Source organism: Lentzea californiensis, assembly GCF_024648825.1.
GTDB classification, from domain to species: domain Bacteria; phylum Actinomycetota; class Actinomycetes; order Mycobacteriales; family Pseudonocardiaceae; genus Lentzea; species Lentzea californiensis.
The window spans coordinates 300,031-315,552 of sequence record NZ_JANBBE010000010.1 but is presented as its reverse complement, the minus strand read 5'-3'; the positions used below and the strand labels follow the sequence as shown (position 1 = coordinate 315,552).

Sequence of the window (15,522 nt, the reverse complement as noted above, 5' to 3'; positions counted from 1 at the left end):
TACGGTACGGTAGTGTGCGGCTCGTGATCGAACACACGGGCAGCGGTGACCCGGCGCGGACGCTGGCGTTGCTGTGGCGCACCCAGGAACGCGTGTCGCGCAAGGGCAAGCCGGACCTGAGCGTGGACCGCATCGTGCAGGCGGGCATCGCGCTGGCCGACGCCGACGGGCTCAAGGCCCTGTCGATGCGGCGCGTGGCCGAGTCGCTGGGCGTGGGGACGATGTCGCTCTACACCTATGTGCCGGGCAAGGGCGAGCTCGTCGACGTCATGGTCGACACGGTGCAGGCCGCGACCGGGCGGGAACCGACGCAGGGCTGGCGCGCGCACCTGGCCTACGTGGCGCGGGAGAACCTGGCGCTCTACCGCCGGCACCCGTGGTTGCTGCTGGTGGCGCCGTCGCGCACGGTGCTGGGCCCGCAGGTGGCGGCGAAGTACGACTTCGAGCTGCGCGGGCTGGACGGCATCGGCCTGTCGGACGTGGAGATGGACTCGGTGCTCGAACTGGTGCTCGGCCACGTGCAGAACGCGGCACGGGGGCTGACGGCGGCCGCGGTGACCGAGAAGGAGACCGGGCTGACCGACCAGCAGTGGTGGGACGCGGCGGCGCCGGTCCTGATGACCGTGTTCGACCCGGCCCGCTACCCGGTGGCGGCACGGGTGGGCGGCGCTGTCGGGCAGGCGCACCAGAGCGCGTTCAGCCCGGAGCACTCGTTCGAGTTCGGGCTGGAGATGATCCTGGACGGGGTCGAGCGGCTGATCGGGTCGCGTGCGCTGTAACTCCTGAGTGACACCTGCCGGGATGCGTCGTTAATTCCCACGTGGTGCCGTTGAGGTGCCTACAGTTACGCCACGCCGATCAACTTCACCGCTGGGAGGCCCGCTCGTGGTGATCGACTCGCAGCCCCGGCAGGCGCTGGTGCGCCGGTTCACCGGCCTGGCGCGGTCGACCCCTGGGCGGCTGAGCCTGATCGTGGTGGTGCTGGTCGTGGCCAGTCTCGCCAGTGGCTGGCTGACGACGTGGAGCGTGAACCGCCAGGAGCGGGCGCTGGAGGACCTGGCGACGCGGTCGGAGCCCCTGGCGCACGCGGCGCAGGAGGTCTACCGGGCGTTGCAGGACGCGGACGCGACGGCGGCGAGCGCGTTCCTGTCCGGCGGGCTGGAGCCCTCCCAGCTGCGCGAACGCTACGAGGCGGACATCGCGCAGGCGCAGGCGGCGCTGTCGGTCGCGACGGCCTCCTCCCCCGACCTCACGGCCACGCTCGCGGCGCAGCTGCCGGTCTACACGGGGCTGATCGAGACGGCGCGCTCGAACAACCGCCAGGGCTTCCCGGTGGGCGCGGCGTACCTGCGTGAGGCGTCGGGGCTGATGCGCACGCAGCTGCTGCCGGCGGCGCAGGAGCTGTACCGGGCGGAGACCGACCGGGTGGCCCGCGCGCAGGACGAGGCGAACTTCCCGGTCGTGCCGGTGCTGGTGGCGCTGGCGTTCGTGGTCGGGCTGGTGCTGATCCAGCGCTACCTCACCCGCAAGACGAACCGGCTGCTCAACGTCGGCCTGCTGGTGGCGACGGGGGCGGCCGCGCTGTCGCTGTTGTGGGTGACGACGGTGTCGGTGCTGGTCATGAACGACGTGGCGGACTCTCGTGACGCCTCGGAGAAGGTCGACGTGCTGGCGCAGGCGCGGATCGCGACGCTGACCGCCCGCGGCGAGGAGACGCTGACGCTGGTCGCGCGGGGTGCCGGCCAGTCCTACGAGAAGAACTTCGTCGAGGTCTCCGGACGCCTCGAAGGCCTGCTGGAGCGCGCCAAGGCGCTGGAGAGCACCGAGGCCGTCGACCAGGCGCTGCGGGAGTTCCGGCAGTGGCAGCAGGTCCACCAGCGCATCCGCGAGGCCGACGACGCGGGGCAGTACAACGACGCGGTGGCGCTGATCGGCAACCCGCACTTCGACTCGCTGGACCAGTCGCTGGTGCGGTCGATCGGCGAGGCGCGGCAGGACTTCAGCGACGAGGTGGCGGTGGCGCGGTCGTCGCTGGCCGGCACGGCGGTCGGGGTGCTGGTGCTCGCGCTGATCAGCGCGGCGGGATCGACGATGGGGCTGTGGCAGCGCCTGAAGGAGTACCGATGAGGCGACTGGCGCTGGCGGCGGTGCTGCTGCTCGGTGCGTGTTCGGCGGGACCGGCGCCGAGCGAGGTGGTGCCGCGCAGTGCCGCGGCTCCGCAGCCGGCGAACGCGAGCACGGTCTCGGCGGCGCCGAGCAGTGCGGCGGGTGCGCCGTCGTGCGACGCGACGGCGAGCCTGCGGCCGGGACCGTTGCCCCAGGCAGGTCAGATGCCCGCGGGGTCGACGATGGCGAAGATCGCGCAGCGCGGCCGGTTGATCGCCGGGGTGGACCAGAACTCGTTCCTGATGGGGTTCCGCAACTCCTTCACCGGCGAGATCGAGGGCTTCGACGTCGACGTGGCGCGCCAGATAGCGAAGGCCGTGTTCGGCGACGAGAAGAAGGTGCAGTTCAAGGTCGTGACGTCGGCCGAGCGCATCCCGATGCTGCAGAGCGGCGCGGTCGACGTCGTGGTCCGCACCATGACCATCACGTGCGACCGGCTCGAGGACGTGGACTTCTCGCAGGTCTACTACCAGGCGGGGCAGCGGGTGCTGGTGCGCCGCAACTCCGGGATCACCGGGGTGGAGGGGCTCGCGGACAGGCGGGTGTGCGTGGCGTCGGGGTCGACGTCGCTGGGCAACGTGGTGAACCGGGCGAAGACGACGGTGAGCGTGCCGAACTGGACGGACTGCCTGGTCATGCTGCAGCAGGGGCAGACCGACGCGATCTCGACCGACGACACGATCCTGGCGGGGCTGGCGGCGCAGGACCCCTACACCGAGGTCGTGGGGGCGCGGTTCACCGACGAGTCCTACGGCGTCGGTGTGCCCAAGGGCCAGGAGGACCTGGTGCGGTTCGTCAACGGCGTGCTGGAGCGGATGCGCACCGACGGCACGTGGAGCGGGATCTACGGGCGGTGGCTCACGCCGCTGGGTCCGGCACCGGCGCCGCCTGTCGCGCGTTATCGGGACTAGGAGGGGTCCGCCGATGAGTGATGAGCTCGATCTGCCCGGGACCGGGCCGTCGACGGCGCCGGGAACGGCACCCTGGTCGGTGTCGCAGGAGGTGTCGCGGTCGAACTCGGGACGCACGCGCCGCGGCAGTGCCCGGTCGATGAGCCGCGGGCGCCTCGGTGCCGGCCTGGTCGAGGTGCCGCGGGTGCCCTACCGGGATCCGAAGACCGCGGTGCTGGAGAACCCCGAGGTCCCCGAGGCCAAGCGGTTCTGCTCGAAGTGCGGCAAGAAGGTCGGGCGGCGCAAGGACGGCAAGCCGGGCCGGGTGGAGGGGTTCTGCCCGCAGTGCGGGCACGCGTACTCGTTCACGCCGAAGCTGGCGCCCGGTGAGGTGCTGCACGACCAGTACGAGGTGCTGGGCTGCCTGGCGCACGGCGGCCTGGGGTGGCTGTACCTGGCGCTCGACCACGCGGTGAGCGACCGGTGGGTGGTGCTCAAAGGCCTGCTGGACTCGGGTGACGCCGATGCGATGGCGGCGGCGCTGGCGGAACGCCGGTTCCTGGCCGAGGTCGAGCACCCGAACATCGTGAAGATCCACAACTTCATCCGCCACGAGAGCAGTGCGAGCGGCAAGCTCGTCGAGTACATCGTGATGGAGTACGTCGGCGGCGAGTCGATCAAGGACATGATCACGTCGCGGCGCCGCGACGGCCGAGGCGACGAGGCGTTGCCGCTGGCGCAGGCCATCGCCTACGTGCTGGAGATCCTGCCCGCGGTCGGCTACCTGCACGGCGTCGGGCTGCTGTACTGCGACTTCAAGCCGGACAACATGATCCACACCGAGGAGCAGCTCAAGCTCATCGACCTGGGGGCGGTGCGGCGCATCGACGACCACCACTCCCCCATCTACGGCACGATCGGCTACCAGGCGCCGGAGATCCGCGCGATCGGGCCGTCGGTCTTCTCCGACATCTACACCGTCGGGCGCGCGCTGGCGGTGATGAGCTTCCCGTTCGACTTCCGCGGCCGCTGCAAGGACCGGCTGCCGACCGTGGACGAGCAACCGCTGCTGGGCCGGTTCTCCTCATTCCACCGGCTGCTGCTGCGCGCCACGAACCCGAACCCGGAGCTGCGGTTCTGCTCGGCGGAGGACATGGCCGAGCAGCTCACGGGCGTGCTGCGCGAGGTGCTGGCGATCGAGGACGGCGTGCCGCGGCCTGGTCCGTCGCGGCAGTTCACGCCGGAACGCCGCCGCTTCGGCGTGGAGGGCACGCTCGACCTGTCCGAGGTGGCGCTGGCGTTGCCGGCGCCGAGCGTGAGCACCTCCGACGCGGCCGCGTCGTGGCTGGCGACGGCGACGGCATCGGATCCGGTGGGCCTGCGCAAGGCACCGGAGGTCACGGTGGAGGTGCGGCTGCGGATCGTGCGGGTGTTGATCGAGTCCGGTGACACCGAGGCGGCGATGCGCGAGCTGGAGTCGCTGACGGCGCCGTCGATGTTCGACGAGCCGGAGCTCGACCCGGCGGAGGACTGGCGCCCGGACTGGTACCGGGGCCTGGCGGCGCTGGTCGACGGACGGCCGGGGGACGCGCTGGGGCTGTTCGACGCGGTGTTCTCGGCGGTGCCGGGTGAGGCGGCCCCGAAGCTGGCGCTGGGCGTGTGCGCGGAGGCCGTCGGGGACCTCAAGGGCGCGGCGGGCTGGTACGAGCTGGTGTGGCATACGGATCACTCGTACGTGTCGGCGGCGTTCGGGCTGGCGCGGGTGCTGCTGGCGTGCGGTGACCGCGCCAGGGCCGTCGAGGTGCTGCTGTCGGTCCCGGACACGTCGTCGCAGCACCTGGCGGCGCAGATCGCGGCGGTCCGCGCGCAGCTGGGCGACTGCGGTGCGGAGGACCTCGTCGCGGCCGGGGAACGGTTGCGCGCCTTGGACATCGACGTCCATTCGCACACCCAGCTGTCGGCGGAGGTGCTGGAGGCGGCGTACGACTACGTGACCCGCAATCAGGCCGCCGAGGGCAGGGTGCTGGACTGTGCACTCTCCGAACACGAGCTTCGGCTGGGTCTAGAGGCGCGCTATCGCACGCTGGCCCGGTTCGCGGCCACGCCGGAGGAACGGATCGCATTGGTGGACCGCGCGAACGCGGTAAGGCCTAGGACGTTGGTTTGATGGACACCCTGAAGTGCCCGGAGTGCTTCGCGCCCGTCGCGGCGGAGGACCGGTTCTGCGAGGCGTGCGGACGCAACCTGCTGGTCCGCCGCACGCCGCTGGGCGGACCGACCGGTCCCGCGCAGGCCTCGTGCATCCTGTGCGGGTCGCCCGACATCGACGACGAGGACTACTGCACCCAGTGCGGCCGGCACCAGCCCTCGGCGCGTGACCGGGTCGAGTACACGCTGGGCGCGGTCTCGGGTGTGTCGGACCGCGGCAAGCGGCGGGCGCGCAACGAGGACTCGATGGCGTTCGGCCACGTCGCGGGCAAGGGTGTCGCCGCCGTCGTCTGCGACGGTGTGGCCTCGTCCGAACGCGCGGAGCAGGCCTCGCAGGCCGCCGCCGACGCCGCGGTGGACGTGCTGCTCAACGCCCTGATCGACACCGCCGACGCCGAGCAGGCGATGGTCGACGCGGTCGCCGCGTCGTGCTTCGCGGTGGAGCAGCTGGTGGAGAACGAGCCCATGGAGCCGGGTGCCCGCGGTGTCGCACCGTCGTGCACGTTCGTGTCCGCGCTGGTCACGGGGTCGTCGGTGACGATCGGCTGGGTCGGCGACTCGCGCGCGTACTGGCTGTCGGACGAGGGCTCCAAGCAGCTCACGACGGACGACACGTGGGCGGCGCAGCTGGTGTCGGAGGGTGTGCTGACCGAGGAACAGGCGCGCACGGACCGCCGCGCGCACGTGCTGTCGCGGTGGATCGGCGCGGACGCCGGCCGGGTCGAGCCGCAGGTCGTGACGGTGCAGCCGACCTCGCCGGGGGTGTTCCTGCTGTGTTCGGACGGGCTGCACAACTACCGGCCCGAGCCCGAGGACCTGCAGCCGCTGCTGCCGTGCGGGCCGGAGGAGTTCGTGAAGGTCGCGCTGGACGCGGGCGGGCACGACAACATCACCGTGGTGCTGGTGCCGTTCGCGCCGGAGCCGTAGAAGTTCACTCCTTGCAGTGATCCACCGCCGGCTGACCGGTCATCATGGTCCGATGAGGAGGGCGGTGTTGATCGCGTTGGCGGTGGTTGTCACCATCGTCGCCGTGGTCTTCACCTTCCAGCGCAAGCTCGTGTACTTCCCCTCCCCCGGTCCGCTGCCGAGCGCGGACGAGGTGCTGCCCGGCGGGCGTGACGTCCGGCTGGTGACGGCGGACGGCCTGATGCTCGACGGCTGGCACTTCGAGCTGCCCGACGCGCCGGTGACGGTGCTGGTGTTCCCGGGCAACGGCGGCAACCGCGAGGGCCGGGTGTCACTGGCGCGGGCGCTCACCTCGCGCGGGTTGTCGGTGCTGCTGTTCGACTACCGCGGCTACGGCGGCAATCCCGGCCTGCCCTCGGAGGAGGGGCTGACCTTCGACGCGCGGGCGGCGCTGGACCTGATCGACGGGCCGGTCGTCTACTTCGGCGAGTCGCTGGGCGCGGCGGTGGCCGCGGAGCTCGCGACGTACCGCGCCCCCAAGGGCATGGTGCTGCGCTCACCGTTCACGTCGCTGGCGGCGGCGGGGTCGCACCACTACCCGTGGCTGCCGGTGAAGATGCTGTTGCAGGACAAGTACCCGGTGGTGGAGCGGGTGTCCACCCTGGACGTGCCGACCGTGGTGCTGCTGGGGACGAAGGACTCGATCGTGCCGCCCGCGCAGAGCCGTGAGGTGGCGACGGCGGCGCGCGCCAGGCTCGTCGAGATCGACGGCGCGGACCACAACGACGAGGTGCTGCTGTCGGGCCCGCAGGTCATCGACGCGGTGCTGTCGGTCAGCTGAGCGGCGCGATCTCACCGGAGCCGCGGGGCACGAGCGCGGCGGGGACGACGGCGTGCACGGGCGGTGAGGTGTCGCCGTCGATGCGGGCGAGGATGAGCTCGGCGGCCTTGCGGCCGATGCCGGGGACGTCCTGGCGCACGACGGTGACGGCGGGGTCGAGCAGGTCGGCGAGCGGGAAGTCGTCGAAGCCGATGACGGCGACGCGCCGGTGCAGGTCACGGGTGCGCAGGATGCGCATGGCGCCGACGGTGACGAGGTTCTGGGCGGTGAACAACGCCGTGGGCGGCCGGTCGAGGTCGAGCAGCGCGGCGGTGGCGGTCTCGGCGACGTCGACGCCGTGCAGGCCGGTGCGCACGAGCTCCTCGCGCAGGGTGAGACCGGCCTGGGCGAGGCCTTCGAGGTAGCCGGTGTAGCGCTCCTGGCTGGTCCACAGGGTGCTGCGGTCGCCGAGGAACGCGATGTCGCGGTGACCCAGGGCGGCGAGCTCGAGCACGGCGGCGCGGGAGCTGTCGCGGTTGGTGGTGGTGACGCAGTCGGTGCCGCCGAAGGTGGGCGGCCGGTCGACGAGCACCATCGGGGTGCCGCGTTCGCGTTCGTGCTGCAGCGCGTCCTGGTGGCCGCCGGCGGCCATGACGACGACACCGTCGACGCGGCGCGCGGACAGCGACAGCAGCAGTTCGCGTTGCAGGGTGTGGTCGTCCTCGGTGCTGCCGGCGAGCACGAGCACACCGCTGCGCCGGGCGTGGTCCTCGACGGCGCGCAGCAGGGCGGCGTCGAAGGGGTTGGAGAGGTCTTCGAACAGCACGCCGATGGTGGCGCTGCGGCGGTCGGAGCGGCGCAGGCTGCTGGCGGTGAGGTTGGGCCGGTAGCCCAGGCTGCGGGCGGCGGCGCGGACGCGGTCGGTGACCTCGGCGCCCGCTCCGGGCAGGTCGTTGATCACGCGCGAGACCGTCTTGATGCTGACCTTCGCCAGCGCCGCGACGTCGCGCATCGTGGGTTCACGTCTCTCGCCGGCCTGACCCATGTCCCGCCCCGCTCACGTCCTACGACTCTTGCGTCAACGATGACGCAACGGTATACCCGACTCCATCAAAACGTAGCCGCTCCACCGCAACTCGCGGTGAGTCCGCGTAGGGCCGGTTACGTCAACGTTGACGTAGGAGTTGTCATGCGCAGAACGGCCGGGGTTGTCGGCGCAGCGGCGTTGCTCGTGTTCGCCACCGCGTGCGGGGGCGGTGGGTCCTCCGGCGGTGCGGCGACGCTGGTGGGCCTGGTGACGAAGACGGACACGAACCCGTTCTTCGTGAAGATGAAGGAGGGCGCGCAGCAGGCGGCGACGTCGTCGGGGGCGACGGTGCAGTCGTTCGCGGGCAAGCAGGACGGCGACAACCAGTCGCAGGTCGACGCGATAGAGAACCTGATCGCCTCGGGCGCGAAGGGCATCCTGATCACGCCGAGCGACTCGAAGGCGATCGTGCCGTCGGTGGACAAGGCGCGGGAGGCGGGCCTGCTGGTGATCGCGCTGGACACGCAGCTGGAGCCGGCGGACGCCGCCGACGCGACGTTCGCGACCGACAACTACAAGGCAGGTCTGCTGATCGGGCAGTGGGCGAAGGCGAAGTTCGCCAAGGACGGCAAGCAGGCCAAGATCGCGCTGCTGGACCTCAACCCGAACCAGGTGTCGGTGGACGTGCAGCGCGACCAGGGGTTCCTGGAGGGCTTCGGCGTCGACGTGAAGGACAAGAACCGCATCGGCGACGAGTCCGACCCGCGGATCGTGGGCCACGACGTGACCGACGGTGCCCCGGAGGGTGGCCGAACGGCGATGGAGAACCTGCTGCAGAAGGACCCCGGGATCAACCTGGTCTACACCATCAACGAGCCTGCGGCGGCGGGCGCCTATGAAGCGCTGAAGGCGGCGGGCAAGGAGAAGGACGTCGTCATCGTCTCGGTCGACGGCGGCTGTCCGGGCGTGGACAACGTGAAGGCGGGCGTGATCGGCGCGACCTCGCAGCAGTACCCGCTCAAGATGGCGCAGCTGGGCGTGGAGGCGGTCTCGAAGTTCGCCAAGGACGGCTCCAAGCCGCAGAACACCGACACCGGCGTCACGCTGATCACCGACCAGCCGGCCGAGGGCGTGGAGTCGAAGGACTCGGCGTTCGGCCTGCAGAACTGCTGGGGCTGAGCCATGACGGCCGTGGTGGAGCAGCGGGACCGTTCGCTGCTGACACGCGTGCAGCACGTGCTGCACGCCCAGGCGACGATCGGCCCGGCGGTGGTGCTGCTGACGTCGGTGATCGTGTTCGCACTGTTGTCGGAGCGGTTCCTGACGCCGGGCAACATCTCGCTGATCCTGCAGCAGGTCGCGGTGGTGGGCACGCTCGCGGTGGGGCAGACGATCGTGATCCTGACGGCGGGCATCGACCTGTCGTGCGGGGCGATCATGGTGCTGACCTCGATCGTGATGGCGAAGGTCGCCTCGGAGACCGGTCTGCCGGGGTTGCCCGCGTTGCTGCTGGGGTTCCTGGTGGGCACGGTGTGCGGCCTGCTCAACGGGATGCTGGTGACGCGGCTGAAGCTGCCGCCGTTCATCGTCACGCTGGGCACGCTGAACGTGTTCTTCGCGTTGAACCTCTGGTATTCGGGCAGCGCCACGATCCGCGGCTCGGACATGCCGTCGCTGCTGCTGTGGACCGGGCAGACGTTCACCGTCGGCGGCACGCGCATCACCTACGGCTCGATCCTGCTGGTGGTGCTGGTGGCGGCGATGGCGTTCGTGCTGAAGAACACCGCGTGGGGCCGGCACGTCTACTCCACCGGTGACGACCTGGAAGCGTCGCGCCTGTCGGGCATCCGCACGGCTCGGGTGCTCTTGAGCGTGTACGCGACGGCAGGCCTGATCTACGCGGTGGCGGCGTGGACGCTGATCGGCCGGATCGCCTCGGCGAGCCCGCAGGCGGGCCAGACCGACAACCTGGACTCGATCACCGCGGTGGTGATCGGCGGGACGTCGCTGTTCGGCGGCCGCGGCGCGGTGGTGGGGTCGCTGATCGGCGCGCTGATCGTCGGCGTGTTCCGCAACGGCCTGGCGCTGGCCGGGGTGGACGTGCTGTGGCAGACGATGGCGGTCGGTGTGCTGATCATCGTGGCGGTGTCGCTGGACCAGTGGATCAGGAAGGTGAAGGCATGACCACCCCGATCCTGCAGGCGACGGGCCTGGTCAAGCGGTACGGGAAGGTGACGGCGCTGGCGGGCTCGGACCTGGAGCTGCTGCCGGGCGAGATCCTCGCGGTGATCGGCGACAACGGCGCGGGCAAGTCGTCGCTGATCAAGGCCTTGTCGGGGGCGGTGGTGCCGGACGAGGGCGAGGTCCTGCTCGACGGCTCCCCCGTGTCGTTCTCCACGCCCTTGGACGCGCGCAACGCGGGCATCGAGACGGTGCACCAGTCGCTGGCGGTCTCCCCGTCGCTCGACATCGCCGCGAACCTGTTCCTGGGCCGCGAACTGCGCCGCAAGGGCGTGCTCGGCTCGGTGTTCCGGATGCTCGACCGCGCCGGCATGCGGGAGGAGGCGCGCCGCCAGCTCGACGCGCTGGGGATCATGACGATCCAGAACCCCGGCCAGGCGGTGGAGACCCTGTCGGGCGGCCAGCGCCAGGCCGTCGCGGTGGCACGCGCGGCGGCGTTCGGCAGCCGCGTCGTGATCATGGACGAGCCGACGGCGGCGCTGGGCGTGCGGGAGTCCCGCGCGGTGCTGGACCTGATCCTGCAGGTCCGCGACCGCGGCCTGCCGGTGATCCTGATCAGCCACAACATGCCGCACGTGTTCGAGGTGGCCGACCGCATCCACATCCAGCGCCTGGGCCGCCGCAAGGCGGTGGTGGACCCGAAGTCGGTGTCGATGTCGGACGCGGTGGCGATCATGACCGGCGCCATGGAACCGCCCAGCTGACCTCGAAGGGGTTGTCGATCAGGTACCGCCACCGGCCGTCCGCGCCTCTGCGTGCGACGCCGGTGGCGGTGCCGTTGCGGGTGAGGCGTCAGTGAGCGAGTTCGCGCAGCACTGACTCCAGTGGTGCGATGAGGTTGCGCGAGGCCATGAGCTCCTCGGAGACCATCACCGAGTTCGTGGTGAGCCGCCGCCAGAACTGGCCTCGCACGGGCACTTCGACGATGTCGAGGGCGAAGACCGGTGCGTGACCGAGCTCGCCGGTGAGCTGCGCGACGATCTCGTGGAGCACCTCGGAGAAGTTCGCCCTGCGGTCGTGGTCCTTGTGGGTCACCCACTCGTCGTAGGCGGGGCGCAGCTGCTGCGGCAGGCCGACGGGCCAGCGGCCGGGAACGGCCTCGGCACCGCCGGACACCGACTGCGCCCACCACCGGTCCCACGCCGAGCCGAACGTCTCCGGCACCGCGACGCCGTGCAGGCGCGGGACGGGTGGGGTCAGCGGCGGAATGGAGTCGGCGGTGGGTGTGCTGATGCCGAGCGCGTCGCGGACGTAGAGCGTGAAGGTGTCACCGTTGCCGCTGGACACCTGCCACGTGGAATCCCCAGGAAAGTGCATGTTCCACGGTAGCGAGGTCTACAACGGCACGGCGTCCAGCGCCTTGTAGATCCGCTTGTCGCTGATCGTGTACCGCGTCTTGATCGTCTGAGCGAAATAGGACAGGCGCAGTTCCTCGATCATCCACCGGATCTCGTCGAGTTCGGGCGAGGGCTCGTCGGCCGGCGTCTGCGCCCGCAGTTCCCGGTACTCGGCGTGGACCTGGTGAACCTGTGCCGTCCAGTCGAGGTCGCGGCGCGGGTTCTCGGGCAGCTTCTCGATGCGCCGCGCGATGCCCTTGAGGTAGCGCACCAGGTCGGGCAGCCGGTCGTAACCGGTGTTGGTGACGAAACCCTTGTACACCAGCGAGTTGAGGTGTGCGCGGATGTCGTTGGCCGAGTCCGGTGCACCTTTGAGGCCGCTCAGTGCCAGTTCGGCCTCGTGCGCGGCTTCGAGGACCTTGCGGACCTCCTGCACGACGACCCAGGTGGTGTCGTTCAGCGCGGCCTGGACCTTCTTGAGCTGGGCGGCGTAGGACTTGGCGTCCCAGGCGGGCTCGCCCATGAGCCGGTCGACGGCGGCCATGATGCAGTCCGACAGCAGCGCGGCGACGCCGCCGTGGGGGTTGCGGGTGAGGGCGAGCTTGGCGGCGTTGTCGAGGTGGCGCTGCAGGTGCTTGACCGGTGAGTTGACGCCGAGCAGCAGGAGTCTGCGCACGCCGCGGCGGTGCGCGTAGGCCTGGCGGCCCTGGGTGTCGAGGACCTTGATCGCGACGCTCTCGCCCCGGTCGAGCAGCGACGGGTAGGCGGTGACGGTGATGCCGGACTGCCGTTGCTCGATGGTCTTGGGCAGGGCGTCGAAGTCCCACGTCGTCAGGCCGGTGCGCTCGAGGTGCCCGGCGGCCTGGCTCAGCGACGCGCGGACCTCGTCGCGCAGCTTCTCCTTCAGCGCCGCGATGTCCTTGCCTTCGGCGAGGGTGCGGTTCTGGTCGTCGACGACCTGGAAGGTGAGCTTGAGGTGGTCGGGAACGGCGTCGAACTGCCAGTCCTCGCGCTGCACGGTCACGCCGGTCAACGCCCGCAGTTCCCGTTCGACACCGCTGAGCAGGCTGGTGTCCTTGGGGTTGATGCGCGAGAGGACGGCGGTGGCGACGTCGGGGACGGGCACGAAGTTGCGGCGGATCTGCTTGGGCAGCGAGCGGATGAGCGCGACGACGAGGTCGTGGCGCAGGCCGGGGATCTGCCAGGAGAACGCGTCGTCGTCGAGCGCGGTGAGCGCGGGCAGCGGGAGCTGGACGGTGACGCCGTCGTTCTTCGTGCCGGGCTCGAAGTGGTAGCTCAGCGGCAGTGTGAGCTCGCCCTGGCGCCACTGGTCGGGGTAGGCGTCGGGGGTGACGTCGGCGCGGTCGTTGACCAGCATGTCCTTGGTGAAGGTGAGCTGGTTCTTGTCCTTCTGCTTCTTCCACCACGAGTCGAAATGCCGCGCGGACACGACCTCGGGTGCGACGCGTTTGTCGTAGAAGTCGTACAGCGTCTCCTCGTCGACGACGATGTCGCGGCGCCGTGCCCGGTTCTCCAGCTCGCCGACCTCGTCGAGCAGCGCGCGGTTGGTGTGGAAGAACCGGTGGTGCGTGGTCCACTCCCCCTGCACCAGCGCGTGGCGGATGAACAGCTCACGGGAGAGTCCGGGGTCGATGCGGCCGTAGTTGACCTTGCGGCCGGCGACGATCGGCACCCCGTAGAGCGTGACCTTCTCCAGGGCGACGACGCTGCCGCGTTTGCTCTCCCAGTGCGGTTCGCTGTACTGGCGTTTGACGACGTGCTCGCCGAGGCGTTCGGCCCATTCGGGTTCGATCTTGGCGGCGATGCGGCCCCACAGGCGGCTGGTCTCGACGAGTTCGGCGGCCATCACCCACTGCGGTGGCTTCTTCGCCAGCGCCGAGCCGGGGAAGATCGCGAACTTGGCGTTGCGGGCGCCGAGGAACTCGGTGAGAGGCCGCCGTTTCTCGCCGGGGGCCTGCTTCTTGACGACGTCCTGGACGCCGATGTGGCTGAGCAGCCCGGACAGCAGCGCGATGTGGATGTTGCGCGGGTCGCCGGGCTGGTCGTTGACGTGCATGCCGATCTGCTTGGCGACCTGGCGCAGCTGCAGGTAGATGTCCTGCCACTCGCGCACGCGCAGGTAGTTGAGGAACTCGGCCTTGCAGCGCTTGCGGAACTGGTTGCCGCTCAGTTCCTTCTGCTGTTCCTTGAGGTACTGCCACAGGTTGAGGAACGTGGTGAAGTCGGATTCCTTGTCGACGAACCTCGCGTGCTGCTGGGTCGCGGCTTCCTGCTGGTCGGCGGGGCGTTCGCGGGGGTCCTGGATGGACAGTGCCGCGGCGATGATCATGACCTCTTTGAGGCAGCCGGTGGTGTCGGCCTCGAGGACCATGCGGCCCAGGCGCGGGTCGACCGGCAGTGCGGCGAGCTTGCGGCCGGTCGGGGTGAGCTTCTTCTCGGCGGCGTTGATCGCGCCGAGCTCTTGGAGCAGGCCGATGCCGTCGTTGATGTTGCGCGAGTCGGGCGGGTCGATGAACGGGAACGCCGCGATGTCGCCCAGGCCGATGTTGGTCATCTGCAGGATGACGCTGGCGAGGTTGGTGCGCAGGATCTCCGCGTCGGTGAACTCGGGGCGGGCCTCGAAGTCCTCCTCGGAGTACAGGCGGATGCAGATGCCTTCGCTGACGCGGCCGCAGCGGCCCTTGCGCTGGTTGGCCGACGCCTGGCTGATGGGTTCGATCGGCAGGCGCTGGACCTTGAGGCGGTGGCTGTAGCGGGAGATGCGGGCGTTGCCGGGGTCCACGACGTACTTGATGCCCGGCACGGTGAGGCTGGTCTCGGCGACGTTGGTGGAGAGCACGACGCGCCGGCCGGTGTGCCGCTGGAACACCCGGTGCTGCTCGCCCACGCTCAGCCGCGCGTAGAGCGGGAGGATCTCGGTGTTGCGCAGGTCCTCCTGCTTGAGGGCGTCGGCGGTGTCGCGGATCTCGCGTTCGCCGGAGAGGAACACCAGGACGTCGCCGGGGCCTTCGGCCTGCAGCTCGCGGACGGCGTTGATGATGCCCTGGGTCTGGTCGTCGTCCTCCTCCAGCGGCCGGTAGCGGGTCTCGACGGGGTAGGTGCGGCCGGAGACCTCGATGACCGGGGCGTCGCCGAAGTGCTGGCTGAAGCGCTGCGGGTCGATCGTGGCGGAGGTGATGACGACCTTGAGGTCGGGGCGGCGCGGCAGGAGCTGCTTGAGGTAGCCGAGCAGGAAGTCGACGTTGAGGCTGCGTTCGTGGGCCTCGTCGATGATGATCGTGTCGTAGCGCGACAGGGTGGCGTCGGTCTGGATCTCGGCGAGCAGGATGCCGTCGGTCATGAGCTTGACCAGCGTCTCGTCACCGGACTGGTCGGTGAACCGGACCTTGTAGCCGATCGTGTCACCGAGCTTGGTGCCCAGCTCCTCCGCGACGCGTTCGGCGACGGTGCGCGCGGCGATGCGGCGCGGCTGGGTGTGGCCGATCTGACCGGTGATGCCGCGGCCCAGTTCCAGGCAGATCTTGGGCAGCTGCGTGGTCTTGCCCGACCCGGTCTCGCCGGCGACGATCACGACCTGGTGGTTCGCGATCAGCTCTTTGATGTCGTCCTTGCGCTGGCTGACCGGCAGCTCGGCCGGATAGCTGATCTTGGGAACGGACTCCCTGCGCAGCGCGACCTTGAGCGCGGCCTCGTCGATCTGGGCGGCGATCTCCTCGGTGATCTTCTTGCGCGCCAGGGGGTCTTTGACCTTGCGTGCGCCGTCGAGGCGCCTGGCGAGCCGGCGTTGATCACGCGGCATGAGCTCGGGCAGGCGTTTGTGCAGTTCAGCGTGCGGGGTGTCCATTTGGGTTCAAGGATAGACAGGGCGTGCGGGTTCGCTCGCGTCAATAACCGCCAGACCCCGTC

At 70.3% G+C, this 15,522-nt stretch carries 12 protein-coding genes; 9 read left to right on the top strand and 3 right to left on the bottom strand.

Annotated elements, in window-relative coordinates; translation table 11 throughout:
• The first annotated feature begins 23 nt into the window (after positions 1 to 23).
• The 6 genes from LX88_RS31755 (at position 24) to LX88_RS31730 (ending at position 7,011) form a co-directional block, all read left to right on the top strand.
• Entirely contained in the window at positions 24 to 779 is a 756-nt protein-coding gene (locus tag LX88_RS31755) for a TetR/AcrR family transcriptional regulator (protein WP_258951447.1), read from the top strand.
• A 106-nt stretch (positions 780 to 885) separates the two neighbouring features.
• Positions 886 to 2,127: a GlnX family signal transduction membrane protein gene (locus LX88_RS31750; protein WP_258951446.1), complete on the top strand. Its 1,242-nt coding sequence runs from the start codon at positions 886 to 888 to the stop codon at positions 2,125 to 2,127.
• Complete coding sequence (locus LX88_RS31745) at positions 2,124 to 3,077, top strand: glutamate ABC transporter substrate-binding protein (RefSeq protein ID WP_258951445.1); 954 nt, start codon at positions 2,124 to 2,126, stop codon at positions 3,075 to 3,077. Before LX88_RS31750 ends, LX88_RS31745 begins: the two co-directional genes overlap by 4 nt.
• A 13-nt stretch (positions 3,078 to 3,090) precedes the next feature.
• Positions 3,091 to 5,223, top strand: coding sequence for a serine/threonine-protein kinase (locus LX88_RS31740; RefSeq protein ID WP_258951444.1), 2,133 nt, complete (start codon positions 3,091 to 3,093; stop codon positions 5,221 to 5,223).
• Positions 5,223 to 6,191 carry a PP2C family protein-serine/threonine phosphatase gene (locus LX88_RS31735; protein WP_258951443.1) on the top strand — a complete coding sequence of 323 codons (969 nt, stop codon included), beginning with the start codon at positions 5,223 to 5,225 and terminating at the stop codon, positions 6,189 to 6,191. The genes LX88_RS31740 and LX88_RS31735 overlap by 1 nt, the downstream gene beginning before the upstream one ends.
• Before the next feature lie 52 nt (positions 6,192 to 6,243).
• Positions 6,244 to 7,011 carry an alpha/beta hydrolase gene (locus tag LX88_RS31730; RefSeq protein ID WP_258951442.1) on the top strand — a complete coding sequence of 256 codons (768 nt, stop codon included), beginning with the start codon at positions 6,244 to 6,246 and terminating at the stop codon, positions 7,009 to 7,011.
• On the opposite strand, the gene LX88_RS31725 is transcribed toward LX88_RS31730, so the two are convergent.
• Positions 7,004 to 8,002 carry a LacI family DNA-binding transcriptional regulator gene (locus tag LX88_RS31725; protein WP_258951441.1) on the bottom strand — a complete coding sequence of 333 codons (999 nt, stop codon included), beginning with the start codon at positions 8,000 to 8,002 and terminating at the stop codon, positions 7,004 to 7,006. The two genes, LX88_RS31730 and LX88_RS31725, sit on opposite strands and share 8 nt — an antisense overlap.
• A 177-nt stretch (positions 8,003 to 8,179) precedes the next feature.
• On the opposite strand from LX88_RS31725, the gene LX88_RS31720 reads away from it, so the two are divergent.
• From LX88_RS31720 to LX88_RS31710, 3 genes are read left to right on the top strand one after another with little or no spacing between them, the layout of a single operon-like run.
• Positions 8,180 to 9,196 (top strand): sugar ABC transporter substrate-binding protein, encoded by a 1,017-nt coding sequence (locus LX88_RS31720; RefSeq protein ID WP_258951440.1) that lies wholly within the window; start codon positions 8,180 to 8,182, stop codon positions 9,194 to 9,196.
• Positions 9,197 to 9,199: 3 nt separating this feature from the next.
• A complete protein-coding gene (locus tag LX88_RS31715) occupies positions 9,200 to 10,201 on the top strand; it encodes an ABC transporter permease (protein WP_090062644.1) in 1,002 nt (333 codons plus the stop codon).
• On the top strand, positions 10,198 to 10,962 hold the full coding sequence (locus LX88_RS31710) for an ATP-binding cassette domain-containing protein (protein WP_258951439.1): 765 nt from the start codon (positions 10,198 to 10,200) through the stop codon (positions 10,960 to 10,962). Before LX88_RS31715 ends, LX88_RS31710 begins: the two co-directional genes overlap by 4 nt.
• 88 nt (positions 10,963 to 11,050) lie before the next feature.
• On the opposite strand, the gene LX88_RS31705 is transcribed toward LX88_RS31710, so the two are convergent.
• Positions 11,051 to 11,575 carry a hypothetical protein gene (locus LX88_RS31705; RefSeq protein WP_258951438.1) on the bottom strand — a complete coding sequence of 175 codons (525 nt, stop codon included), beginning with the start codon at positions 11,573 to 11,575 and terminating at the stop codon, positions 11,051 to 11,053.
• Between the two features lie 18 nt (positions 11,576 to 11,593).
• Complete coding sequence (gene hrpA, locus LX88_RS31700) at positions 11,594 to 15,460, bottom strand: ATP-dependent RNA helicase HrpA (protein ID WP_258951437.1); 3,867 nt, start codon at positions 15,458 to 15,460, stop codon at positions 11,594 to 11,596.
• Positions 15,461 to 15,522 lie beyond the last annotated feature (62 nt).

Bases quoted from the DNA above. Each gene is read 5' to 3' on its own strand.
- LX88_RS31740 (WP_258951444.1), top strand. From the start codon at position 3,091: ATGAGTGATGAGCTCGATCTGCCCGGGACCGGGCCGTCGACGGCGCCG.
- LX88_RS31710 (WP_258951439.1), top strand. From the start codon at position 10,198: ATGACCACCCCGATCCTGCAGGCGACGGGCCTGGTCAAGCGGTACGGG.
- LX88_RS31725 (WP_258951441.1), bottom strand. From the start codon at position 8,002: ATGCGCGACGTCGCGGCGCTGGCGAAGGTCAGCATCAAGACGGTCTCG.
- LX88_RS31720 (WP_258951440.1), top strand. From the start codon at position 8,180: ATGCGCAGAACGGCCGGGGTTGTCGGCGCAGCGGCGTTGCTCGTGTTC.
- LX88_RS31735 (WP_258951443.1), top strand. From the start codon at position 5,223: ATGGACACCCTGAAGTGCCCGGAGTGCTTCGCGCCCGTCGCGGCGGAG.
- LX88_RS31730 (WP_258951442.1), top strand. From the start codon at position 6,244: ATGAGGAGGGCGGTGTTGATCGCGTTGGCGGTGGTTGTCACCATCGTC.
- hrpA (WP_258951437.1), bottom strand. From the start codon at position 15,460: ATGGACACCCCGCACGCTGAACTGCACAAACGCCTGCCCGAGCTCATG.
- LX88_RS31745 (WP_258951445.1), top strand. From the start codon at position 2,124: ATGAGGCGACTGGCGCTGGCGGCGGTGCTGCTGCTCGGTGCGTGTTCG.
- LX88_RS31715 (WP_090062644.1), top strand. From the start codon at position 9,200: ATGACGGCCGTGGTGGAGCAGCGGGACCGTTCGCTGCTGACACGCGTG.
- LX88_RS31705 (WP_258951438.1), bottom strand. From the start codon at position 11,575: ATGCACTTTCCTGGGGATTCCACGTGGCAGGTGTCCAGCGGCAACGGT.